The organism is Kosakonia sp. MUSA4, from assembly GCF_013085925.1.
GTDB lineage: Bacteria > Pseudomonadota > Gammaproteobacteria > Enterobacterales > Enterobacteriaceae > Kosakonia > Kosakonia sacchari_B.
This window is the reverse complement of record NZ_CP025697.1, coordinates 2,097,498-2,119,578: the sequence shown is the minus strand read 5'-3', so window position 1 is coordinate 2,119,578 and position 22,081 is coordinate 2,097,498. Positions and strand designations below refer to the sequence as shown.

The 22,081-nt window shown below is 49.0% G+C and carries 26 protein-coding genes and 1 pseudogene; 4 read left to right on the top strand and 23 right to left on the bottom strand.

Translation table 11 applies throughout. From position 1 onward, the window contains the following. Positions 1–5: 5 nt before the first annotated feature. From C0557_RS10060 to C0557_RS10035, 6 genes are all read right to left on the bottom strand, one after another. Positions 6–533 carry a hypothetical protein gene (locus tag C0557_RS10060; protein ID WP_208658340.1) on the bottom strand — a complete coding sequence of 176 codons (528 nt, stop codon included), beginning with the start codon at positions 531–533 and terminating at the stop codon, positions 6–8. Further along, on the bottom strand, positions 533–1,732 hold the full coding sequence (locus tag C0557_RS10055; RefSeq protein ID WP_208658339.1) for a DUF2213 domain-containing protein: 1,200 nt from the start codon (positions 1,730–1,732) through the stop codon (positions 533–535). The genes C0557_RS10060 and C0557_RS10055 overlap by 1 nt, the downstream gene beginning before the upstream one ends. Before the next feature lie 18 nt (positions 1,733–1,750). Then, the gene (locus C0557_RS10050) at positions 1,751–2,620 is read right to left on the bottom strand and encodes a phage minor head protein (RefSeq protein ID WP_253073803.1); all 870 of its coding nucleotides are present in this window, start codon (positions 2,618–2,620) and stop codon (positions 1,751–1,753) included. Next, a complete protein-coding gene (locus tag C0557_RS10045; protein WP_208658338.1) occupies positions 2,550–3,941 on the bottom strand; it encodes a DUF1073 domain-containing protein in 1,392 nt (463 codons plus the stop codon). Before C0557_RS10045 ends, C0557_RS10050 begins: the two co-directional genes overlap by 71 nt. Before the next feature lie 2 nt (positions 3,942–3,943). Beyond that, a complete protein-coding gene (gene terL / locus C0557_RS10040) occupies positions 3,944–5,584 on the bottom strand; it encodes a phage terminase large subunit (RefSeq protein ID WP_161517885.1) in 1,641 nt (546 codons plus the stop codon). A 232-nt stretch (positions 5,585–5,816) separates the two neighbouring features. Continuing rightward, positions 5,817–6,839, bottom strand: a complete 1,023-nt coding sequence (locus C0557_RS10035; RefSeq protein ID WP_208658337.1) for a terminase small subunit — start codon at positions 6,837–6,839, stop codon at positions 5,817–5,819. A 127-nt stretch (positions 6,840–6,966) separates the two neighbouring features. Between C0557_RS10035 and C0557_RS10030 the strand changes: the two genes are divergently transcribed. Then, positions 6,967–7,254, top strand: a complete 288-nt coding sequence (locus tag C0557_RS10030) for a hypothetical protein (protein WP_208658336.1) — start codon at positions 6,967–6,969, stop codon at positions 7,252–7,254. A gap of 47 nt (positions 7,255–7,301) precedes the next feature. On the opposite strand, the gene C0557_RS10025 is transcribed toward C0557_RS10030, so the two are convergent. From C0557_RS10025 to C0557_RS10015, 3 genes are read right to left on the bottom strand one after another with little or no spacing between them, the layout of a single operon-like run. Then, positions 7,302–7,763: a lysis protein gene (locus C0557_RS10025; RefSeq protein WP_208658335.1), complete on the bottom strand. Its 462-nt coding sequence runs from the start codon at positions 7,761–7,763 to the stop codon at positions 7,302–7,304. Next, positions 7,763–8,275 carry a lysozyme gene (locus C0557_RS10020; protein ID WP_208658334.1) on the bottom strand — a complete coding sequence of 171 codons (513 nt, stop codon included), beginning with the start codon at positions 8,273–8,275 and terminating at the stop codon, positions 7,763–7,765. The genes C0557_RS10025 and C0557_RS10020 overlap by 1 nt, the downstream gene beginning before the upstream one ends. Continuing rightward, a complete protein-coding gene (locus C0557_RS10015) occupies positions 8,275–8,490 on the bottom strand; it encodes a class II holin family protein (protein ID WP_208658333.1) in 216 nt (71 codons plus the stop codon). The genes C0557_RS10020 and C0557_RS10015 overlap by 1 nt, the downstream gene beginning before the upstream one ends. A gap of 237 nt (positions 8,491–8,727) precedes the next feature. Between C0557_RS10015 and C0557_RS10010 the strand changes: the two genes are divergently transcribed. After that, the gene (locus C0557_RS10010) at positions 8,728–9,138 is read left to right on the top strand and encodes a hypothetical protein (RefSeq protein ID WP_208658332.1); all 411 of its coding nucleotides are present in this window, start codon (positions 8,728–8,730) and stop codon (positions 9,136–9,138) included. Between the two features lie 216 nt (positions 9,139–9,354). On the opposite strand, the gene C0557_RS10005 is transcribed toward C0557_RS10010, so the two are convergent. From C0557_RS10005 to C0557_RS09940, 14 genes and pseudogenes are all read right to left on the bottom strand, one after another. After that, positions 9,355–10,383, bottom strand: a complete 1,029-nt coding sequence (locus tag C0557_RS10005; protein WP_208658331.1) for a P63C domain-containing protein — start codon at positions 10,381–10,383, stop codon at positions 9,355–9,357. Positions 10,384–10,516: 133 nt separating this feature from the next. Next, entirely contained in the window at positions 10,517–11,347 is an 831-nt protein-coding gene (locus C0557_RS10000; protein WP_208658330.1) for an antitermination protein, read from the bottom strand. Positions 11,348–11,450: 103 nt separating this feature from the next. After that, positions 11,451–11,744 carry a DUF1364 domain-containing protein gene (locus C0557_RS09995; protein WP_208658329.1) on the bottom strand — a complete coding sequence of 98 codons (294 nt, stop codon included), beginning with the start codon at positions 11,742–11,744 and terminating at the stop codon, positions 11,451–11,453. Beyond that, a complete protein-coding gene (locus tag C0557_RS09990; protein WP_208662889.1) occupies positions 11,737–11,943 on the bottom strand; it encodes a hypothetical protein in 207 nt (68 codons plus the stop codon). Before C0557_RS09990 ends, C0557_RS09995 begins: the two co-directional genes overlap by 8 nt. Before the next feature lie 2 nt (positions 11,944–11,945). After that, positions 11,946–12,542 (bottom strand): DUF1367 family protein, encoded by a 597-nt coding sequence (locus tag C0557_RS09985; protein WP_208662887.1) that lies wholly within the window; start codon positions 12,540–12,542, stop codon positions 11,946–11,948. A gap of 74 nt (positions 12,543–12,616) precedes the next feature. Then, a complete protein-coding gene (locus C0557_RS09980) occupies positions 12,617–13,153 on the bottom strand; it encodes a hypothetical protein (RefSeq protein WP_208658328.1) in 537 nt (178 codons plus the stop codon). Between the two features lie 642 nt (positions 13,154–13,795). Further along, positions 13,796–14,002, bottom strand: a pseudogene (locus C0557_RS09975) (DUF1367 family protein); the annotation flags it as partial. Positions 14,003–14,334: 332 nt separating this feature from the next. Next, positions 14,335–14,964, bottom strand: coding sequence for an RloB family protein (locus C0557_RS09970; protein WP_208658327.1), 630 nt, complete (start codon positions 14,962–14,964; stop codon positions 14,335–14,337). A gap of 3 nt (positions 14,965–14,967) precedes the next feature. Further along, entirely contained in the window at positions 14,968–16,329 is a 1,362-nt protein-coding gene (locus tag C0557_RS09965; protein WP_208658326.1) for an ATP/GTP-binding protein, read from the bottom strand. Positions 16,330–16,454: 125 nt separating this feature from the next. Further along, positions 16,455–16,904 (bottom strand): DUF977 family protein, encoded by a 450-nt coding sequence (locus tag C0557_RS09960; protein WP_208658325.1) that lies wholly within the window; start codon positions 16,902–16,904, stop codon positions 16,455–16,457. Positions 16,905–16,906: 2 nt separating this feature from the next. Next, a complete protein-coding gene (locus C0557_RS09955; RefSeq protein WP_208658324.1) occupies positions 16,907–17,641 on the bottom strand; it encodes a replication protein P in 735 nt (244 codons plus the stop codon). After that, positions 17,638–18,612 (bottom strand): replication protein, encoded by a 975-nt coding sequence (locus C0557_RS09950; RefSeq protein WP_208662884.1) that lies wholly within the window; start codon positions 18,610–18,612, stop codon positions 17,638–17,640. The genes C0557_RS09955 and C0557_RS09950 overlap by 4 nt, the downstream gene beginning before the upstream one ends. A gap of 186 nt (positions 18,613–18,798) precedes the next feature. Further along, positions 18,799–19,119 (bottom strand): CII family transcriptional regulator, encoded by a 321-nt coding sequence (locus C0557_RS09945; protein WP_035943368.1) that lies wholly within the window; start codon positions 19,117–19,119, stop codon positions 18,799–18,801. A 45-nt stretch (positions 19,120–19,164) separates the two neighbouring features. After that, on the bottom strand, positions 19,165–19,386 hold the full coding sequence (locus tag C0557_RS09940) for a helix-turn-helix domain-containing protein (protein WP_085007440.1): 222 nt from the start codon (positions 19,384–19,386) through the stop codon (positions 19,165–19,167). A gap of 104 nt (positions 19,387–19,490) precedes the next feature. On the opposite strand from C0557_RS09940, the gene C0557_RS09935 reads away from it, so the two are divergent. Together C0557_RS09935 and C0557_RS27410 are read left to right on the top strand one after the other, a co-directional pair. Next, a complete protein-coding gene (locus C0557_RS09935) occupies positions 19,491–20,180 on the top strand; it encodes a helix-turn-helix transcriptional regulator (RefSeq protein ID WP_208662882.1) in 690 nt (229 codons plus the stop codon). Positions 20,181–20,316: 136 nt separating this feature from the next. Then, positions 20,317–21,330 carry a hypothetical protein gene (locus C0557_RS27410; RefSeq protein WP_253073802.1) on the top strand — a complete coding sequence of 338 codons (1,014 nt, stop codon included), beginning with the start codon at positions 20,317–20,319 and terminating at the stop codon, positions 21,328–21,330. The last annotated feature ends 751 nt before the right edge of the window (positions 21,331–22,081 follow it).

Below are 22,081 nucleotides of genomic sequence, written 5' to 3'. Positions count from 1 at the left end.
CTTTATTAATTGCCAGCGGAAGGAGCAGCAGGAGTAGCAAGGACGCCATCAACGCGGATTTCACCAACTTCACCGGCAACCACATCATCAACCCAACGGACAAAATTGAGCGTTACGCCCGCAGCAGACCCGGCGGATAAACGCCCCAGGTTGTCACCGTCCGCAGTGATAACGATCACCGCATCACCCGCGTTAGCCCCATCCACGCAAAGCGCGAACATGGGACCGCGATGCAAAATGGAAGCGACATGGCTCACCGGATAACCCGTTGCATAGGCATCCGGATTTGTTGGTGAGCTGTTGCTGAATTCAGCCAGTGAACGAACGGAAAACCCGATAATGTCCTCAGCCGTTGTGGCGGCGGTCACCGGCGCGCAGGAGCGGGCAGCGGTACCGCGGATCACCGCACGGCCAAACGGAACCAGCGCAGATTCAACAACCCGCGATACCACTTCAACCACGTCAGTGGTGGAAATCTGCCCCTCGTACGCCTTGCCGCGATAAAGCGTGAAATTGTTCTGAGCAATAGCCATTATTTGGCCTCCTGTTTGCCGTAGCGTTTATCGAGCCAGGACTGACGGACGCTGTCGCGGGTCGCCTGTGCCCCGGTGGTTTTCGCGCCCCGCATATCGCGGCTGAAATTAAAGAGCGAGTCATCGGAGCGCTGTTTGCTGTCCGGATCGTCCTCTTCATCGTCGTCATCATTTTCTTTGCGCTCTTCTTCCGCATCGAAATAAGCCGTGACATACGCATCAGGCGCTTTGTCCCACGATTCGTATTTGCGGCACTTGATACCCGCGGCATCCAGCGCAGCACGTTTGATTTTCAGAGGATCAGTTGCATCGCAGGTAAAACCGGCACCCGCCACCTTCACGGCTGAGTCACGCACCGCCAGCAAATCCGCCACGCGTTTCGAAATCGAATCTTCGGAAGTTTTCTCTTTCAGTTCCTCGATCTCTTCGTCTTTGGCGTCTGACTGGGCCTTTTCTTTTTCCAGCTCTTCCTCTGCTGAATCCTTCTCAGCTTCGGCCTTCTCTTTTTCTTCCTCCGCGTCTTTCACGCGTTTTTTCAGGTTGTCGATGGTGGTCTGGATCAACTGCTGAGTTGCCTCATCAGCCACCTCCACCCGAACGCCTGAATCCAGAACAACTTTAAATGGCATGGGCTTTGCTCCCGTTGGTTTATGGTCGAACAATCGCGCCAGATGCCCGGCCCTGGCCTGGTCACACAGTGCGATGTGGTTGATAGTGATGTCCCGTTGAATGAACTCGTACGGGGTGCCATCCGGCGCCGTGCCGGGGGTATGGTCATACTCGGAGGTATAACCGGCTGACAGTTCCGCTTTACCGCGGTCGATAGCATCGATCGCGGCCTGGTCTTTGATCAGCAGATCTACGACGACGAAATCGCCATCCTGGCGGCCCGGCGAAATCGCATGGCCGGCAGTCACCTCTTTAAACGTCCCGGAGTCTACGAGGTCATCGGGGTGATCAATGGTGACGTCTTTGTTGTCGTAGCTCGCCAGGCTCTGAGGTTTAAAAACCTCTTCTGGCGGACGATAAACATTAACGATCTGACCGGGTGGCCTGTCTGTTAACCCCAGCTCGGCGGCCAGATACTGCTGAATACCGGAACGGGCAACGCGCCCGGGGACTTTGAGATAGCCCTCAGGTGTGATTTCGCGCTGGGATGTGACGGGGAAGGCCACGCGGTCACGGACTGTGATCCGCATGCGTGTTACTCCAGATGGTTAGTAATCGAGACCCTGTATCAGTGGGGTGGGAGTGCAACGGCAATTAATATGCGCACGCCCGGGAAACAGCCCGGTTTCGCCGTTAAAACTTGCACCTTTTGACCAGAGATAAACGCCGGGTCCGTAGCCTACATCCTGCCTGGCGATGTGAAAGCATTTGATTTTTGCTTTCGGATATCGCCCTGCCGGGTTGCCGCTGACGCGCACATCCTGAGACGTTGACCAGCGAAACCGGTCAATGCCTGCCTGCTGCTGGCGCTGGCGTGTGATGTCGCTACGGATTTTCGCGGTCTGGTCACGGGCGATGAGTTTTGCCCGGTTGTACGTCGCGCCGGTGGTGTTTTGCAGATTGCGGGTAATCGTGGTCAGCGAGTCGCCCCGCAGAATGCCATCCATGACCTGCCGCTGAATGTCGTCGAAGTAGTCTGATGACAGCGATTTGATCAGTGCGACATTCTGTTCGACCGATGCGTCGAAATAATCCACCAGCCCGCCATTAACCATCAGGCCGGTCATGTCAACGCCCAGCGCGCGGTTAATCTGCTCAACAAACACCGCTGAACTTTCGGAGTCGGCCCGGCTGACGACGCGCTGAGCCAGTTTTTCTGTTGCTGCGCCAAACGCAACAGAGAAGAACCGGTCCGCCGCCTGCCGAATTGAGGTCATGATGATATCGGTTAAACGGCTGTCGGCGGTGTACTCACGGCGCAGTACCGGGATCAGTGCTTCATCAATCGCCTGCGCCATTTGCCGGACAATATCGCGCAACTGCCCGTTGTAGTAACGTTCAGTTTCGTCAGTTTGCCTCGCCGGTCTCAGCGGTGCCCGTCGGCGTGGTGGGGTCTTCTTCAGGATTTCCGCCAGCATTGCCGAGCCGGAACTGATAATCGCCGCCTCGCTCGGCTTTTTCGTCTGCCTCAATGTCGGCAATATCAGATTCGTCGATACCATAGATCCCCTGCTCCATGAGTTTTCGCGCTACCTGAGACGGTTTCACCACTCCCTGTTGCAGACGAATATCATCTGCCTGTGCGTCAGCAAGTCGCTGCGCTGACAGTTCGGTGTCGGTCGGCTGCGCCAGCGGAGAGAATTCAAAATCCAGTCCGTCCGGCATGGTGCCCAGCGTTGAGCGGATCAGGACTTCATCAATGCGTTTCAGAAATGGCCGGTACTTTGATTCCTGTCCGCCCCTGATGGTGTTGTAGTAGTTGTTCATATCGCCCTGGCCGGAGTCGCCAATCCCCTTGGACTGAACACCAAATAATCGTGTCATCGGGATGCCCGCTGCACCGGATGTCCATTCCATAAGGGATGAAAGAATTTCACCCAGTCCGCCGAACGAGATCTGCTTGCGTTCAAAAACTTCTTTACTGTCCAGCAGCGCCAGCCGGTAAAGGGATTTCATCATGCCAAAAATGTTGTAGCGGCGGGCTATCGACTCATCCATATCACCTGAGGACAGATCGGAGGCGAGATTCTCACGATTGATAACATCAATGTTCGCTTCCTGAATCAGCGCCGCGATGCCGCCCTTTGCACTGACGGCATCTTTGACGTCCTCAAGGCAGCGCCGCAGACGGCTGTCGTCCCAGCCACCGTTGATCATGCGCAAACGCATAGGCAACGGCGCGCCGGGTGCTTTGACAAAATGGCTGTAATGAATGCGCTGAGTACCGCCGTTAACCACGTAGTAGTCCGGCAGCATATAATTTTCCTCCAGCGGATTCGTGACGTTGAATTGCTGGCCGTTGATAAACATGCGGTCGAGCACCAGCAAACGACGCAGTGAACCCTTTTTAATTCTTTTCACGTCCAGTGGGGCATCGAACGATTGATCGGTGATCATCAGCACACCCGCGCCACCGTAAACACCAGCCCACTTGAATGCCTCCTGCGTTGCCCCCTGAACGTTAAACGCCTTTTCTGCCTCACGGATGGCTGTGGCGTCGTCAGCGGCAAATTCCCGCCACTCGCGCGTTGAGTCGTCAACCGGAATATCAATGATGTCGCGGGCGATCCAGTTTTCGATATACGCGGCTTCCAGTTCGCCAAAATCCTGCATCATGCCGAACTGGAAACGGTTAAACATGCGGCGGTCACGATCTGTACCCATGCCGGTCATGACGTTCATTAGCCCGTCAGAAGTCACGCGAATACGCGGTTTTCCGCCGTACTGGTTATTGCTCATCGTTAAACCCATCCCCACCCGGTGCCGCCACCGGAAATTAATTCGATCTCGATTGCATCCATGAACGTGTCGAGGATGTCGTCATTTTTGTGGCTGTCATCTGCGGAGAAATCGGCGCACTCGGCCAGAGCAGGCAATACCCAACTGGTTTGTGCTGCTGGCGTACCATCCCAGTAAAAAACCTGATTGACGGGCTGGCCATCGTCGGTCATCAATGCCGGAATGAACACTTTGCCGGTTTTGATCTGAGGGACGCTGTTCAGGCAGCGAACCAGCTTGTTCTGCCCGGCGCCACGGGGGATTTCCAGCACAGGGATCGATTTACGTTTTTTCAGCGTGGTAATCAGTCCCTGCCCGGCTTGTTTATCCTCAATGCCCATATGCCGAAGCGGTGCCGGGCGTTTCGGATTGTATGGTTTCCATTTTTCCCACAGCGCTGTTGCCTGCTGTAGCAAATCCTCCGGATCCCACCTGCCACGCACACTGTCGATGAGGTAAAGATTGTTGTCTGTCCCCATACCAGCCAGCGTGAAAACGGTGTAATCGTTGTAGTCCTCGACCTTGCCGCTGTTGGTGTCCACGTAAACGGCGCGGTGTGTCAGCGGTGGCAAATGCGTGTACCGCTTAAACCAGTCGGTATCGATCAACCCACCCGTCAAAGCGCGTGGACGCTGCATGTACTGCGACAGAAACGTGTATTCGTCACGCTCCCACAGTCGCAGCAGATCGCCCACGTATTCGTTAGCTGGCCAGTACGACCAGTAGCGAACGCCACCGACGACCACGCTTTCCGTGTCTTTAACAGAGAACCAGCACAGCGAGCGCCACGGTTCCGGCAGTGCATCGATATATTCTTCGCTGACCAGAGCCGGGATTGTGACGTGGTGGAAATCCACGCCCATTCCGCCCGACAGCATGAAGCCGGTGGCATCGTCGGTGTGCAGGCGCTGCTGGATACTGACAAATGGAGTTGGATGATCTTTCGATTTATCGCCACGGCGGGAGCGGATGGTGTTCACCAGCAGACGGTTCGCGTTCTCGCGTTTCGTCGCGGAGAACATGTCCTCTGGCTTGTTGTAGTCATCCAGGCACACAAAGCCGGAAAAATCAGGCCCGGGATATCCCGCGCGCCCACCTGTGATTTGCCCGCCACTGGAGCGGGAAACCGTCTGGCCAACGGTTCGCCCGCGGGGATTAACAACCTCCCACTCTTCGGCCTGGTTCACGCCAAACTTGCACGGCCACAGCGACTGATATTCAGCACTGGCGATAATGTCGCGGGTGCGCCGGCTGTTGCGTTTTACCAGCGAATCAGCAAACGAAACGTTCAGATTACGAAACCGACGTAACTTACCCGTTTGCACCAGCATGTTGATGTATGCCGCTGCGTGGATCGAAACGAACTCTGTTTTTGTCCCACCCGGCGGCACGTTGATAATGAGGTTTCGGGGCTGTAACCGCCCGAATACCAGATCATCAATTTTGCTGGCCATCATGCGGTGATGCCAGTTAACCAGCAGGCGATCACCCTGCAACAACTCAAACCAGAGGCGGGTGAAATTCAGGAAGGATTTTTCGCTTTTTGACTTAAGGGCGACACGATCAGGAAAATCGAGGTCTTCCCACTCGAGTAGCTGCGACATTTTTCAATCCCGATTTTTACCCTTTTTTGGGGCTATTTAACATAATGGACGTTACCCGAACAGCGGGATTGGCACTCATGCCAAATTCACCACGAAAGCGTTAAAAGGACAGGTTTTCCCGGTGATAAACAGGCACTTTTAGCAATAACATTTTGATAACAAATCACCATTATTACGGTCCGCTTAAAATGACAGACGAAACCCGCTTTTTACCCTGTTTTCTCTATTCTGCTTAATCCAGATCGGGGAGTTGTTTTTCTAATGCCGCCTGCGCCTTCGCGTAATCTTCCGGCGTGTAATTAACCTGGTTGATGGGGCCGCCGTCAGCACCAGTCAGTTCGGTGCGGTTTTTCAGCATACCAAGATGTTGCGCCACCATTTTCAGGGCTTCATCCTGATTGCGCATCTGCACTTCCAGGCCGAAGCGCCCTTCTTTTACCCCGGCGAACAACCGACGAGCTGCGCCGTGCAAATCACGGGTATCGTGAAAAAATGCCCTGCTTACCCCCATACCGTTACAGCGAGGGCATTCGGGATTCGGATCAAGGGTGGCATCGAACCCGTAGCCTCCGTCATCGCGCGGAGCGGCTTTTTTCTTTTCCTTTGCCTCTGCACCGGCTTCCTCAAATTCAACCGCATCGCGCCATTGATACTGGTGGCCGAATCCCCAGCAATGGCGGCAGCACAAACGACGATGTTCGGTGATTTGCGTTGCATCTGCTGTCGCCAGTTCCCACCACATTTTCAACACGGCATCCTGCGTGATTTGAGTGCGCCGCTCTCTCGCTGCCAGAGCGTCGCGAATCGCCCAGCTCACCTTATCGTTTCTGTACATTCGCGAGGCTGCAACATACGCAGTGTTCCCCTCACCTTTTCCACCGGCACGTTTATAAGCGGCCACGCGGTTCATATCGATGAGGTACTCGCTAACGAAACGGGCCTGCATGTCGTTAAGTCCGTATTCATCAGGGTTTAAAGTCCATTCATCGGCGGTGTTTTCAGTTGGCAGGCAATTTGAATCAATTTGATTTTCAATTTGGGGAACTGGTGTTTTTGCACCGTTTTGCGCATGCACACTGCGCAATTTTTTCTGCGCAGTTTTTTGCGCACTTTGCGCAGCGGGCTTTTTAATGTAGCGACGAGCTGATGCGTAATTCAGTCCCTGCGCTTCACACCACTCTTTCGGTGATATTCCGTTTTTGGCATGGTCGGCGAGGAACTGGTTTTGCAGCGCTCCCCAGTCCGGTTTTGCCATAACTTCCTCTGGTGTTTAGTTATCAACTGATGGATATTAATTATTCAAATCCACGGGGTGCTCGCGACAGAACATTTCTTGTTTGTCGGTAAGTGCCATTAATTATTCCACTCTTTAAGGATTTAAAATGGAAAGTGTATTTTTTAAAGTAAATGGTCAGGAAGATGTCACGTTTGATGGAAAATTGGTCGCGCATGTTCATGATTCTGACAGCGATGTCTCAAGAGCCGTTTATGAAACCCCAAAAGGAAATTGGTTTTATACAGAATCAGATAACGAAAATGTGCTGTTGCGAAGCATTGTTATAGAAAATAAGTCAAAGGAAGAGCTAATCAAGATTTTAAAGTTTACAGACCTTGCTAAGGTTATTTATTCACAACTAGGAATCGAAACAACAAAAAAGCTTGATATCTAACTTATCGACATAAGAGAACGGGCCTTCTTTGTGGCCCTTTATGTTTGTCACTTCAAGCACTGCTGCCAGATGTAGTCCTGCAACCCCGCAATCATTTTCCCGCTGGTTTCAATTCGCTCTCTGAGGGTGAAATAATCCCTTTCAGCGGCGTCAGTAAGTCGGGGGCTGGCTGCATCATCCACGCCGGTGGTGCCGGTCTTTCCGTCCTGAGGACAGGTGGCGTTGAGACGCAACCTACGCTTGCCAGCAGCAACATCGCGTTCAAGCTGATCAATAGTGGCCTGTGCATCTGCCAGTTCTCCGGTGTATTTCGCGTCGAGCGCAGCAACATCGCGCTGGCGCACCATCATGTCGGTTATAGTGTCTTTCGCCAGATTCAGTTCACTGGTGGCTTTATCGCGCTGTTCTTTATAGACGATCGCGTTATCGCGGTAGTGGTTCACAGCCCAGCCCAGTGACACAATCAGAAGGACAATCACGGTACAGACAATTGCAGTAACGCGACTCATCACACACCATCCAGGCAAAGCGCTTTTTCTTTACTGCGGCGCGTTACCAGACCGTTCATCACTGTGCCGTTGGCATAAACCCAGCGAGTGAACTGCTGGCACGCCTGCGCGGTTTCTCCCTGGCGCAGCATCCAGAACAGCGTCGATTTCTGCATGGCGCCGCAACCCATATTGAACGTAATCGACGTGACGGCAGAAAACGTGTTGTCACTCAGTCGTGCGCCAGATGCATAGCTGTTAACGCATTTCTCAGCGCTGAGGATGTTCTTCTCCCAGTCTGCCGCGATCTGCGCATCGGTTTTACGCGTACCAGCTTTGACGTTGTGGGTATTGCCTATACCGTCAGTAAGAACGCCAGCCGGGCAGACATACGGGTCGCGGCGGCACGCCTCAGCGTTGCCGATTAGTTCAAGCCCGCGCTCATTAGTGCGAACGTGACCGGCGTTCAGAACAATTGCGATAATTGCTCCGGCAGAACAGACCGCTCCACCAGCAATTTTTACTTTGCTCATCACTGTCCCCTGGCAGCTTTACGCCGATCTTCTTTAATTTTGAAATACAGGTTGGTCAGATACGTCAAAAGACCAAACAGAATACTCGCCAGAACACCTATCGCAGCCCACTGTGAGGGCGACACTTTATCCAGTAGCTGGAGCACCCAATACCCTCCGTTTGCTCCAGCAAAGCCGTAGCTCACACCGGTTGTGATTTTGTCCATTCGATACATACTCCACCTCCGATTAGACGGGGTGTTAAGTTTGGGAGATAAAAAAGGCCGCCGGATGGCAACCTATAAAATAACACTGTAAAAATATCAGGCTTCACCGCTATATCAGACGGATTTATTCTTCTGGTTCAGTCCCGCCCACGCACGAAGACAATGATGTAATCAAGACCAAACAAGAAAACCCGAATCCTAATACGGGTAAAATTGCATAAACAAAATCAGGCATGGGAATACCTCATGGAAATTATTTCGGTAATCGGAATGCTGCTGACACTGGCAGGGCTGTTTGTTCCGTCACTAATCAGTAACCATTCGTCACGTAAAGCGGAATTCAGGAAGCAATCTGCGCCTCTGCTGGAAAAGTTGCTCAGCGAAATTGATGCTATCGAAGGAGGCTCATCCCCGTTCAGGCTTATCAGCGATGCTGATTTTTACCAGTTACTACCTTATGCTCCGGGACGTAGGAGGAAAGCACTCAATAAAGCATACGCCAGTTACCTTGATGCGCATTCAATCGCAATTACGAAGCACTGGCATGATGAAAACCCATCCGATGGGGCGATTTTTTTTCCGGCGAGTTTCATTCTCACCAATCCAAATGAAGTGCTGGAAAAAATGCAGTTCCTGAAAACAGAACTCAGCAGGTAGGACCTTTAAGCAACTCACCATGCTTATGATCCTGATACGAAAAAACCCCGCCGGTCGGCAGGGTTTTGCAAGCTAAATTCATTTGGACATAAGTATCCATGATTAGAATCATATCGGACAACTTCGGACAAAATCAAGCTCAGCACATAGAAAAAATACAGCGGAACTGGTCCGGAAAGAGATATAAAACCCGGCGCGGTGGCCGGGTTGCTGACTTTACTTATCTGAATCTTCAAGATCCAATGGAATAATATCATCAAAACGAGGGTGGATTTTATTCATCTTAGTGACGAAGTCTGGGTAATCGTTTGACAGCTTCATAATAGTAACAGCAGATGAAAGGTGTTCCCTAAGCTTTTGTTGACCGATATTAGGCGTCAATGATTGAAAAAGCTTTGTTCTTTTTGAGGCTGCTTTAGTTTTCTTTTTCAGTTCCTCAAGGATGTTTGGAGCAAGACGTTTATAGACAATGTCGTTGGTTAGCAAGCCAAAATATTGCGGCCTAAACTTGGGATTTGATGGCGGATACTCAAGTCCTCTCAGACGAAAAAGCTCCTCATAATACTCTGGTGGGAATGTAGTTATATAAGGTTGAATTTCCTTTGCAACAAATGCCTCCAGTATTTTAGCCAGGGCATCCCTTTCTCTATCACGCTGATAACCAGTGGCTTCATCAACTAATGCAACAATACCGACCCTTGCAAAACCACGAACTAAAATTTCGCACTGTTTAGCGAAGTGTTTCTGTTGAGGGGCCAGCAGGCCCTGGCTATTTGCCTCAAGAACAGCATCGCAGATATCAGCTAAAATCTCCGCCTCAAATCCATATGCGGTCCTCCCGCCCCCCACAACTCTGAATTCAATCGGCGCTGCGCAGCGTGCCGATAAGTTATTGGTTATAATACCTTTTGTCTCTAAACCCCTCAAAAAAGTAACTATGCGCTGCTCGCCCTTTACGCCACCACTTTTTGACATGCCAATCCCTGACTGCAATCCACCTTGAGATAAGACTCTTCGTCCATCATCAAGTACATAGCAGGGTATTTCAATGTCGCCAACTTTTAGAGCGCTGCCATTATTGCCGTATTCTGCAGAGGGTAGTGATGCATAGTGTTTTTTCATTTCACTCGCTTTTTTTGACGATTCCTTCCTCTGTTCAGGTGTCATTTTAGCTGCTCTGGCTTTGCCTCCCTTGGCCTTGCCTGTTGGCTCTTTATCGTCCTCGTGTTCAATGATATCTGTCATCTTGCTTTGCTCGTGTTGTGAATGTACGAACATTATAATCATATGTACGTTACAACGTGCAATAATTATTATTGAACGAAAAAGGCCGCATCTGTGAGACCTCTCTTCACCAAAACGTCTCTTCCGGTCGCTTTTAGCATTCATCCTGATTAAAAGCTGTAGCTTTCTGGAATTCCCGATCTGCTATTCGTTCTTCCTGCCAACATTTACCCACCAGCGATTCAAGAAACGGCTTCCAGTTACGTGTCCATGTTCTGACATGTAGGTCCGGAACATACTTCAATATAGCTTTATACGCTGCCGTAGAGGGCATTACCGTGAAACCATTGCCACCGCAACGTTCACAGGTTTTGAATACCGGCGCACCACGCTCACTTGTGGCCTTGCGATCGAGCACCTCGCCTTTTCCTCCGCAACGGCAGCGGGCGCTTAATACGCCTTTCCCGTCGCACGCTTCGCACGTGGCCGGAACAATCTCTGTTACCTCTGTCCATTTCTCCCAGTCTGACGGACGAACCGCGCGGGAACGGCTGGCCCAGTACGGGGCTTTCCCCGACGGGTATGACACTTTGCGCGTGACCTGAGTCCGGGTAGTCTTCCCGGTGCCATTGCAATTGAGGCACGTTCCGGTGCTGGCAGCCGAACGGGAATACTCAGCAAAGGCAAACTGCGCCAGCACCAGCATGCACCAACCAAACTCACTACCAGCGGCTTTGCGCACATTCTTTGGCGCAACGCCCATCGCGTGGCGTGCCAGCGCTTGCACGGCCAGTTGCTCGTCGGTTTTACTGATCCCGGTCTTACCGAAGAATGCCGCCAGACCAAATCGCGCGCGGCTGCTGGTGGCGCCAATAGCGGCCATTACATCCGTCCCTGTCAGGCGATCCGGTGATGTTCCTTTCACGCTATCGCTGATGTGCATGCCCTGTGGGCTGAAATGTTTGAGTGATGCTTCCAGTTTCATGCGGCGGCTCCTGTTTTCTGCTGCGTGCGGGAATGGTGCGGGCGCGTCGGTGCAAACGCGCGGAGGATGGATTCTTTTTCGTAGCGGTGTTTTTCGGCGGCAGTCATGCTTTCACCAGCCCCTCTTTCTTCCAGATGGCAAGCGTGCGCATTACGCCTTCAGCGTGCATGAGTCGCAACTCGTCGCGGCTGTATTCGGTTTTTACGCGCCCGTCGACGACATCATGGCAGCAGCTACAGGCGATCGCCGCCTGTGTATCATCCGGCTTAATGCCCGTGCCGCAGGTTCCTGCCAGACGGTAATGCGCCAGCACGCTGGTTTCAGGGTTGCCGTTGCATATCCCTGGAATTCGGACGGTACATTCGCGACCGCGCGCCGCTTTACGTAAATCAGCCAAGGCGACCTCCCCATGGGCGACCGCGTTTGCTGCTATTGTTGCAGTGTTCGGGAAGTCTGGCGCTGACGGTCCAGGTAATAAAATCGGGATTCAGGCTGCGCTCAACTTCAACGCCGCGACGCCTGTATTGCGCCACCAGCTCGTCGGCCTGTTGCGTGGTGCATTCGGTGTGCTGGAACCAGCTCTTTCTGGTCGCCATCATCACGCGAAGCTCATCAGTTGAGACGCAGTGTTTTCTGCTTCTTGCTGCGAACTAAATGAACTGGACAATATCCAGCGCCAGAGGACATCCAGCGCGGCTTTGTATAGCTGCTGGAATTCGGTTTCGTCCATGTTGCCAAAAGCAATACTGCGGGGATGTTTTCGAAGCGTGCCGTCCGGCAGCTCGATGGCGTCATAATGCCCTGCTTCTATAGTCACCCATGCGCGGTACGCATCGAAGGATTTGCAGAGGCTGATCCCGTTGGTGATGCGGCGATTTGCGACCTGCGCCAGATACTGCTCAGCGGCATCCATCAACGCGGCTTCATTGCCGCCGTAGGAAGCGAGGAATTTTGCATACCCGGTCACCAGTCGTCGTTCGTTGGACGAGATAGCACCGCCGCTTGGCTCCCAGTATTCAAACCCGAGATTGAGCAGAGCGAAGAAACGCCGGTGAAACGCCGGATTGCGGACGAGCTTTACGTCGGCTGACAGCACCGCACCGAGCTTACATTTTGAATGCAGAAAATTGCTGGTCTCAGGCGTTGCCGGGATCAGGGTTCCTGAATGATTGATAAGTTGTAGCTGCGCCATAATGTCCCCATCTGGCGCATAAGGTTGTCAGTTGTTCAGGCTGACAGCTGGCATTATGGGCAGGTGATTAAGAATAATCAACCAATCAAAAAATCCCATAATTTCTGGACATGGTTAAATAGGTATATACCAGACAGAACGATAGCAATTGTTGTGATTCCCAAGCATGGGTACATGCACAGCCTGTATATCAACTCACCCCGCTTAACCCTTTTCCACTCTTTCTTAAGAACACGGAATGAGGCTTCAGTAAATTCAGCCTGAGTAGAAGTAAAAAGACCACTACCAGCGTATGCATCACTAAGCATTTTGGTCATAACCTGCGATAATCTTTTTTCTTCAGGAGATTTGCCTCCGTAATTTATGCGCAGGTTTATTTCTGAGTGAAGTTGACTTATCCTTTGATTGTCACTTTCAGGAACAAGATCGCCTTCTGCAGATATATTTCTCACGGTTAGAAGAATCGAGCTAAACGTGGTAAGTGCAATTCTTAGCTCTTGTATCCAAGCTTGACGAAATTCAGATGTCTTGTTTTCCTTCGTCATAACCAAGCCAATTCCACCTGCCGCAGCAGCTATTACGCCAGCAGCGATCGCCGCCCATGCCTCTGTCATATGGATCTCCAAGAAACATAAGTAAAAACCGCCATAGTGGCGGCTTTCGTAGGCGACTGGCAGGCTGAGTTTATGCTGTTTCGCATCGCTTTCGGTTGGCTCTCAAGCATCACGCAGGAGTAGCTCCTCTGGCAAATTGGTTGTCTGACCTCTCAGCTTTTCGTGCATTAACCAAAACCCACTACGACCTTGGCAAAAGCTGCATACCCCCTGGGCTTGCCGATAGCGATCGGATCATCCTCTCGCATCACTTTTTTCTCACTATCCAATCTTGTTTCATCCCCTGGTCAGACGCTCAGATGTAGTGCTCTACAGCGGCATGCGGGGGAATACAAAAACTCGGACAAAATATAGCCCTCCTTTTCGAATCTCACGCGGGGATACCCAATTAATAACCTCAGAATAAAAAACAATCAACCACATCTTATATGGTTAATTCAAGTTACTTAAGATCCGATAACTTGGTTAAGCAGCTTTTTCCACTTCCTTAAACATACCCGGCCCATTAGCCCTCACCAGCGCCTCTGCGAACGGCAGATGGACGGCGGTATCCCAGCGGGCTAGCTGTCTATTCTTCGCATATTTCGTGCCGGTATAATCACGAACGATGATTTACCAGTCAGGGGAACCCTTGGCGCATCAGGCATCACCGATTGGTTCCCAGTATTCAAAACCGAGGTTGAGCAAAGCGAAGAATCGGCGATGAAATGCCGGGTTGCGTACAAGCTTAACCTCAGCAGAAAGCACCGCGCCGAACTTACATTTTGAATGCAAAAAACCGCTGGCCTCGGGCATCGACGGAATCAGGATCCCTGATGAATGCTTGAAGCTGCGCCATAATGCCCCAATGACAGATATTTTACTGTTAACTATCTGATTTTAAATGACGTGAAAAGCTCAATTGATATAACGAGCAAAAAATCAACCAGCTAAACTGAGCAATTTGGGCAAATGGTTCGATAAAATCGAACCCGAAAAGATATAAAAAGCTCCACTAGATGCTACTGACTTTTTCTTGTCGATGTGAGCCATTTCAATATAACGGTTCAGTCATGCGTGCTAAACATATACTGATGACGCTTTAATAACGTAAGCAAAGAATACCTCTGAAGCCGTAGAATAGAATTGTTTTTTAGAAAAGACCAACGTAAGCTGGCCTTTCATGATGTTGTATAATCCAATCAAAAACCCTCTATTTCTTCAAGCAACTCATGAATATTTGTGTATGGGAAATACTCATAAGGCTCCAAGACTTTTCCGGGTGATGACTCTGCTATAAACTTATTCACTCTAGTAGCTCTTACTTTTGCCTTGTCAATTCCGCTCTTGATTTTAAAATAGAGAATGTCACTACCTTTCTCATATTTATCAATACCTACCCTCTTCAAAAAAAACTTCAGCTTAGATTCCGCCATCATATTATCATAACATGAATAATGAGATGTCGTATATTCAAAGTGAAGAAGAATCCAAAACTCAAAACAAACATTTGATAAAGCAACTTTTATGTTATTTTTTTTTGCTTTCGCAAGCGCTTCCGCATGTAACTTCTTAGGATATTTAGAAACTGACTCTCTGTCATAAACCACCCAAAACACATCATCCTCGATTGTATCTTTACTATTTTTTTTAGCTATAGCCTCCTCTACTAATTGCACCGGGGTATTCTTACGCGTAGGAGGTATTTTAATAATTTTTGATTTTTGCCTCACACGGTCCTCAATAAAAGCCTCTAAATACTGAGGCTCTGTTTTCGTTCCCTCGCAAAAAATATACATTTTGTTAGGGATTTTTTTTGGATTCTCTGCCATTAGCTATTCCTTATCCTCGTCTAAGGAACCAAATAAATCATCATCAATAGAACTCGCACCATTTATTTCTAAAATCAACGACTTAATTTTTGAGAAGCTAATACTAGGAACCCCTCCAAAACGACCTTCATCATACCACGTATTATAAGGAGTATTCGTTGTCACTTTTTTCTTATCAAAATCATCTAAAGAAAAAAGTTTCGATTTACCTTCATTTTTCTCCACAAACCATATCTGATCCCTACGCATTTTATCAGGTGTCATCAAATGTATATTATGCGTGGTAAAAATAAGTTGAGAACCAACTTCATTAATGCTCTTATCGTTAAATAATCTTATAAGAACATCTGCAATATGAGAGTGAAGTCCATTATCCAACTCATCCAGAAGAAACACAGTTCGCTCTTTAAATGCATCAAGGAGCACTGGCATCAAAGCAAATATTTTTCTTGTACCATCAGATTCATCTTGCTCCTCAAAAATCTCTTCAATATCACCCTCACCAACATGTGTAAAGAGATATTTATCTTTATTATCCTTTATAATGGTTTCCTTAATATCTGAAGGCATATTTTTTTCAAGATATTCAGGCAGTTTGAAATCTCTTTGAGTATATGAAACACTTTTAATGCCAGTGTCTATGTAGCAAAGTATTTTAGAAACACTTTCCATGACTTCATTGAAATCCTCAGAGCCTTCACTCGACAAACTCAAAGTGTGATTAGAACCAAGGAAAAACATATTCGCTTCGAAAAAATTAAAAATATCCCTTATTATTTGAGGGGTAGCCGCGTTATTGCCAGCCTTAGACAAATACGAGTTATTTTTAAAAAAGGGGAGTTTCCTTACGCCTCCTTTATATAAATTACCAAACTTGATATCCTCCCAAGACTCACCTTGCAATCGAGTAAAAATATTCGCTTTGGCTCGGGATGGATAAAAATCCAAAGACTCATGAACAATTTCATTCTGCGTATAAGAAACATTATAGATGAAACGTACATCCCCTTTGAGAAGAAACTCAGCTTCCAGAGTGATTGGTTTATCTTTCGTATCGGATGCTAAACGATATGGTTCATAGCATGGTATTTTTTGACCATCCTTAAGCTCCCCGGAATTTCGAATCAACCAGCACAAAGCTTGGAATGCCCATAGAACATTTGATTTCCCAGAGGCATTTGCGCCATAAATACCAATAGTTTTTAGTACCTTAAAACCATTCTCCGATTCATAAATATGACTCTGATTATGTTCTTTGGAACCGGTAGGTGTGAAGGTCATTTTCACCGGATTTTTAAAAGACCTAAAGTTATCAACGCTTAATGACAAAAACATTTCATATCCCTCCCATGGCTTGTTTTTCATGGAATTCACGAATAAACAGCCTTAAACGATACAGAGTATACAGTCATTCCACCGTTAAGCAATTTTTTCCATCTTATGTGTGAGTTGGACGTCACGAACACAAGGAACACACTTATCGAGTCTACTCACTCCTGACACTGACGTTCAGCGATGATATCAGTTAGTCCCAGTAGTAATATCGCTTCACCCCTCGGGATAGCCCGCACTAATGCCGTGATGAGTTGCGCCGTTGCGGTCGGTACATAACGCGCAGCATGCTCAGCCGCAGTGATAAGTTGCTGATTTGTCATAATCGTAAATGCTCCAGGATTCGGTACGGTTTTAGGCGCTTTGCTTGTGAAACGCTCATAATCGAAATCGATGGTCGCGCGCTGATCGCGGAAAATGCCGCAGCGCCCGTGACGTACGAGATTACCTTCGCAAACGGCCTCACGAATGTATTTCTCGGCGGTATTCCGGTGCAGTTTGAACATATTCACCACATCACCGGAGGTCAGCCGACCGCGATACCGGGTTTCGTCGATGATCACGTTGATGCAAGCCGTGCGCTCTTCAGCGGTGTTAGGTCTCGCCATGATTACGCCCTCCCCTTAAAGCCGTGCTTGGCCTGAATTTCACGGATTTTCGCGAGCTGTTGAGCCTGCGTCAGCGGCTTGCCGCCAAGCTTCGGAAGCTGTTTTTTCGGTTCAGGGATCTCTTCGCCGCGACGAATGCGCAGCGCCATCGCTGCAAGCTCTTCCCCGGCCTTGCGACGGACCTCAGCGTCACTCAGACCACTGGCGCGCATCTGCTGGTACAGCGTGGTCACGATCCAGTAATTCGCGGATGATTGACTGGTGTTCTTACCGTCGATTTTCCCCGGCCACGGAAATGACTCTGCATCCGGATAGCTCCCGCGCGTGCGGCAGTAGCGATAAAACAGCTCCATCAGCTCCGCCTGATCTGGCAGCCCGACAGCAACACACTCTTGCGCACGGCACCACGCAACGAACTGGCCTGGCGACGGGACGAAGGGCTTTTCCTGCTGGCGCGCCACACGTAACCCTGCGTCGATTTGCGCGCTCGTCCAGATCCCATTCTCAGCGAATGACTGTAGCCACTGGCGGCGCATTTCATCGAGGTCTTCCTGTGGTTTGTTCGACAGGTACGGGAAAATCGCGCACAGTTCGCGGAACAGACCATTGAACAAACCGGCAAGCGCTTTGAGCTTCACCCCTTGCGACTGTTCTTCCTGAATTTCCGGCAAGCCTGCAGCGACACGGCGGAAGTTTTCACGGTCAAAATCATGCATGCTTTCAGCGATGTTTTTCATTTGAATACCCCGTTGATCCAGTCGGTATTGTCCAGCGTGCTGGCTCCGGTTTTAGGCTGACCCGCACTTTGTCCATTGAGTCGCCTGGTGGTGAGCGTGTCCCACTGTCTGCGCAGCGAAGACGGACTGAGGATGTTGTTTTTCCAGAATTCGTCTTTGCTGGCCCACTTGAGCAGGCTGCAAATGTCTTTGTGGCTGCGTGAATCCTGCAGGCGCATCAGGCGGATGGTATTGGCCCATTCGACCCATTTTGGTTCGCTCAGGCTCGCGTTAACTTCCAGCAACTGCGCAAATATCCACTTCGCGGCGCGGAGGTCTTCCGCTGTACCCCAGGATTTACCCGCCGGTGTGTAGATCCCGCCGATGGCTTCGGGATGACGGGAGAGGAATTTTTCAGTCGCGTCGTTTCGGGATTCGTGAGAATTCCGAGACGAAGATCTTTTAAGGTTTTTATTATTGTTATTACCTTGTTGTTCATGATGCGCGGGTAATTGCGCGGGCTTATGCTCGCCTGAATGCGCGGCATCACCCTCCGAAGCCGCGCCGTTACTGGCTTCGTCATGCGCGGGTTTAAGCTCGGCTATATGCGCGGGCTTAAGCGCGGGTAAATCGTCTGTTTTTTGAGCATATTCAGCGTAATTTGTGATGGTTATCACAGTGCCTTTTCGCTTCTCTCCGGCCCTGGAAATCATCCCCTCACGCTCAAAAATATCCAGCATTCTGTCCACGGCATGACGGCTCGTTGGCTTACCCTCTCTGTCACATAAATTCAGCCCAAGATCGACTGTTGTGGTTACCAGTTGTCCGGTTTGCAGCGGCCATTGCGTCCCCCGGAAATTTGCCGTGTATGGCTGCCGGGCAGCCTGCATTAGCAGGTTTTCCCATAACGTGCGCAGGAAAACATCTTTCGCCCAGGGTTGCTTAAGCACGCTCCGGTACAACAGGATGAATCCGCTTTTCTGGTTCTCCATCCGGTTGCTCCTGATGGCATTTCGTGCCGAAAAATCGGCGTAGGCGACATTCGACATAGCTATGCCTCCTGCGCCTGGTGTTTTGAATTTCTGTTTGTCATAATTGCCTCGCAAATGACTCACTCATTGCACCCGAAGGCCGGCACTGTTGACGCAGTCCGGCTTTCACCTTTTTGTCCCTCTGCATCAGTCCCATCCCAGCGGACCGGGCCGCGCGCGTTCGGCACGAAGGCCGATATCTGCCAGCGTCTCAACAGACGTCAGGTAATCGCGTGAAACCACCACCGCCTCTGGCGGTACCACCTGCAAGCCCAGCGCCGAAAGCTCCCTAGCCATCTCTGAAAAATGACTGTCGGCTTTGCGCTTGCTCACCGTCGATTCACTGATGCCGATCTGCTCGGCGTAATTCTTCTGCCCCACCGACGCCAGCCGGTTGAGCAAGATGCTTTCGATTTCAAGTGGCTTGAGAATTGGTGGTTCCAACTTTCGTGCTATTGCGTTGTGCATGATTGAAACTCCGTTGAGTGTTAGGCCGCTGGCAAGGCGGCATGATTATTCAGCCGGTTGCGGGAACAACTTGGGAAGGTCCGGGCGGATTACATGGGCCGGGATTTCTCCCTTCGTAGCGCTGACGATACTGTCCACATGTTCTGGTGAAACCTTTGCCTTGCCGTGTAGCCACTTAAAAACGGCCTGCTGAGAAACGTTGCAGGCATCTCCAAGTTTTTTTTGAGAGCCAACAATGGCAATGGCGGTTTTTATGGCTTGGTTCATAACAACCTCCGTAGTTAAAGCAAGCGAAGAATAAAACCTTGGTTGTATTTAGTCAACAACCATATTCGTTTGATGATGAACAACCTAGGTTGTAAATTGAGATGATGAAAACGACACTCGCAGAACGTCTTAAAGAAGCCAGAAATGCCCAAGGTCTTACCCAGAAGGCCTTAGGGGAACTTATTGGCGTGAGCCAAGCGGCAATCCAAAAAATAGAAACCGGTAAAGCGGGGCAAACAACAAAATTGATTGATATTGCTCGAGCGCTGAAAGTCAGGCCCGAATGGCTTGGCTCTGGTTTGGGTGCAATGAAAGATGATGGACAACCTCCATCATTACCACATTCGCCAAATGAAGATATTTATCGCCTTGAGGTTTTAAATCTTACTGTTAGCGCAGGTCCAGGCGTGGTTAACAGCGAGTTCGTTGAAGTGCTACGGTCAATGGAGTACGCACCGGAAGATGCGCGGATGATGTTTGACGGCAGAAAGGCCGATCAGATACGGATCATCAATGTACGAGGCGACAGCATGTCCGGGACGATTGAACCGGGAGATCTGCTTTTCGTGGATATCAGCGTTAAGAACTTCGATGGCGATGGCATCTACGCGTTTCTGTACGATGATACCGCGCATGTAAAGCGTCTCCAGAAGATGAAAGATAAGTTGCTGGTTATATCAGATAATAAAATTTATTCACCGTGGGATCCGATCGAGAAAGACGAGATGAACCGAGTGCTTATCTTCGGAAAGGTGATCGGCAGCATGCCGCAGACATACCGGAAACATGGTTAATAATCACGCTCATAGGCATATCCATGAGCACTAAATCAAATTCAAAAAAACAATAATCGCTAGTGATTATTAGATACATTTAGCATCGGATAAAAATTTCCACTTAACAGCAATAAAGTAATAACAAGGATTAATAATGTCAGATACTACTGAAGATTCACTCCCAGCAACTAAACCGAAATCCGTTACATTACGTGCCTTTGATATCAAAAACTCTTCTCTTTCAAAGGCATCTAGTGAAGCAAAATCAACACTTGTGACAAAGCTTAATCAGATCAAACAGGCAAAAGACAGATGTATGGTACTAAATCCTGACGATAAAAATCAGGAAAGAGATGTTTTGTCTTATTATAAAGAATCTCAACAAAGCGGCAGCGTCTTCTGTACGATGCTTCGCATTACGTCTGATAAAGAGGTTCAGCACATCACAGATACTTTGTTCGAAAAAGATGTGTTCTCAATAGACGATATAGAGACCGCTCATATTGACGCATCAGCAATTTGTAAAAGTTATTATTACTTCTCTATTAGCGATGACTACGTCGTTACAAACCTTCCTCTTAACAAAACTATATCAAGACTTCAAACATACCTAAGTTGGTTTATAAATGACGATCTTCTCGAATTTACACCTTTGATTTCAGCGAAAGGACAAACCAAATTAAGCGATCTGAAAGCCATTATTGTTAAAGACCCTGAACCGTTAAAACAGGCTGAGGCATCTGAAAGTAACTCTTCTCCAAACAAGGCTAACCTGCCCGCTATGACAGAGGGACAGAAATCTATAAAGTTGACTCAAAAGGTACTGGATATAATTAAGAGCTCAATGTCAGATACAGAACAATTAAATGACATAGCTCTCAGTCAGATGATTTCCGCAGAGCTATTGATTAAATTTAAAAAACCTAGAAAGATGACTGAAGAGGAATATCAAAGAGCACTTGGAGCTTATCTTAAACCTGTCAGCGACCTTGAAAATGTATCCTTTAAGCGTAAAGACAATAAAACGGAAATTAAAGGTAAAGACCTTTTACGCACTAAGTCAGTTAACATCGAGACAACCCAATCAGGAAAGCTTGTTGAACATCAATTGCTACAAGAAATGAGTAAGTTTCTGGTAGAGTTAAGTAATGATAAAAAAAATAGTTAGCGTACTTATCATAATGCTGGTGACACTGTTCGCCAGCACGGTCTGGACGATTCGCCCGGACAGCTTCTTTGCGTCTACGGTTTATACTGTTGCAGGCATCATGTTTTCGATTGGTTTAGGGCTGATTGTTACTTTCAACCCTTCTGGCGTAAAGAACCCCGCCTACCTAAAATCTATTCGAAGAAACATTTCCGATGTTCGAGACTCATTTCTTATCCATTTTGGGTTAACCACCCTTTATTACATTACAAATCAATACGTTGCAAAATTTGAGCGTGTTATTAATTTTAAAGACTTCATTTCACTACATTTCAGTGCTTCTATTTTTCTGTGTCTTCTAATGATTTATTCGTCCATTTATTTTATTGTTAATTTCATAGAGTTACAGAAACTTAATAATGACATTTTCGATGTTGTGAACAGAGAAGGTTAAACTCGATAGTGTTAGTTTACAGGCTATCGCTCCGGCTTCGGTCCTATGCGCAAAATACAGAAGCTGCTCGTAGCTGAGAAAATAGTACCTTTGCCCTTATTCCAGCCTCTCGCCAGCTGCAATCTCTCGCAGAGCAGCAAGTGTCGATAGGATAATACGATAAATATGCATATTCTCCCCAAACAGTTTAGGGCCGAACTTAAGACCGTTCCCGACCGGGAGGCTATACACAGGATGACATATAGGGAAGGTATCGATTTATTCAGGGCGATACTGGCGCAAATCAAACACTAACCCTGCCCTCGCGCCGGGTTTACT

Coding starts and splice junctions, on each gene's coding strand:
- C0557_RS10015 (WP_208658333.1), bottom strand. CDS start 8,490: ATGTATCGAATGGACAAAATCACAACCGGTGTGAGCTACGGCTTTGCT.
- C0557_RS09940 (WP_085007440.1), bottom strand. CDS start 19,386: ATGAACCAAGCCATAAAAACCGCCATTGCCATTGTTGGCTCTCAAAAA.
- C0557_RS10030 (WP_208658336.1), top strand. CDS start 6,967: ATGGAAAGTGTATTTTTTAAAGTAAATGGTCAGGAAGATGTCACGTTT.
- C0557_RS10055 (WP_208658339.1), bottom strand. CDS start 1,732: ATGCGGATCACAGTCCGTGACCGCGTGGCCTTCCCCGTCACATCCCAG.
- C0557_RS09935 (WP_208662882.1), top strand. CDS start 19,491: ATGAAAACGACACTCGCAGAACGTCTTAAAGAAGCCAGAAATGCCCAA.
- C0557_RS09970 (WP_208658327.1), bottom strand. CDS start 14,964: ATGGCAGAGAATCCAAAAAAAATCCCTAACAAAATGTATATTTTTTGC.
- C0557_RS10005 (WP_208658331.1), bottom strand. CDS start 10,383: ATGACAGATATCATTGAACACGAGGACGATAAAGAGCCAACAGGCAAG.
- C0557_RS09960 (WP_208658325.1), bottom strand. CDS start 16,904: ATGGCGAGACCTAACACCGCTGAAGAGCGCACGGCTTGCATCAACGTG.
- C0557_RS09965 (WP_208658326.1), bottom strand. CDS start 16,329: ATGAAAAACAAGCCATGGGAGGGATATGAAATGTTTTTGTCATTAAGC.
- C0557_RS10045 (WP_208658338.1), bottom strand. CDS start 3,941: ATGAGCAATAACCAGTACGGCGGAAAACCGCGTATTCGCGTGACTTCT.
- C0557_RS27410 (WP_253073802.1), top strand. CDS start 20,317: ATGTCAGATACTACTGAAGATTCACTCCCAGCAACTAAACCGAAATCC.
- C0557_RS09955 (WP_208658324.1), bottom strand. CDS start 17,641: ATGAAAAACATCGCTGAAAGCATGCATGATTTTGACCGTGAAAACTTC.
- C0557_RS10025 (WP_208658335.1), bottom strand. CDS start 7,763: ATGAGTCGCGTTACTGCAATTGTCTGTACCGTGATTGTCCTTCTGATT.
- C0557_RS09990 (WP_208662889.1), bottom strand. CDS start 11,943: ATGGCGACCAGAAAGAGCTGGTTCCAGCACACCGAATGCACCACGCAA.
- C0557_RS09950 (WP_208662884.1), bottom strand. CDS start 18,612: ATGGAGAACCAGAAAAGCGGATTCATCCTGTTGTACCGGAGCGTGCTT.
- C0557_RS10060 (WP_208658340.1), bottom strand. CDS start 533: ATGGCTATTGCTCAGAACAATTTCACGCTTTATCGCGGCAAGGCGTAC.
- C0557_RS10000 (WP_208658330.1), bottom strand. CDS start 11,347: ATGAAACTGGAAGCATCACTCAAACATTTCAGCCCACAGGGCATGCAC.
- terL (WP_161517885.1), bottom strand. CDS start 5,584: ATGTCGCAGCTACTCGAGTGGGAAGACCTCGATTTTCCTGATCGTGTC.
- C0557_RS10020 (WP_208658334.1), bottom strand. CDS start 8,275: ATGAGCAAAGTAAAAATTGCTGGTGGAGCGGTCTGTTCTGCCGGAGCA.
- C0557_RS10010 (WP_208658332.1), top strand. CDS start 8,728: ATGGAAATTATTTCGGTAATCGGAATGCTGCTGACACTGGCAGGGCTG.
- C0557_RS10035 (WP_208658337.1), bottom strand. CDS start 6,839: ATGGCAAAACCGGACTGGGGAGCGCTGCAAAACCAGTTCCTCGCCGAC.
- C0557_RS10050 (WP_253073803.1), bottom strand. CDS start 2,620: ATGCTGGCGGAAATCCTGAAGAAGACCCCACCACGCCGACGGGCACCG.
- C0557_RS09980 (WP_208658328.1), bottom strand. CDS start 13,153: ATGACAGAGGCATGGGCGGCGATCGCTGCTGGCGTAATAGCTGCTGCG.
- C0557_RS09945 (WP_035943368.1), bottom strand. CDS start 19,119: ATGCACAACGCAATAGCACGAAAGTTGGAACCACCAATTCTCAAGCCA.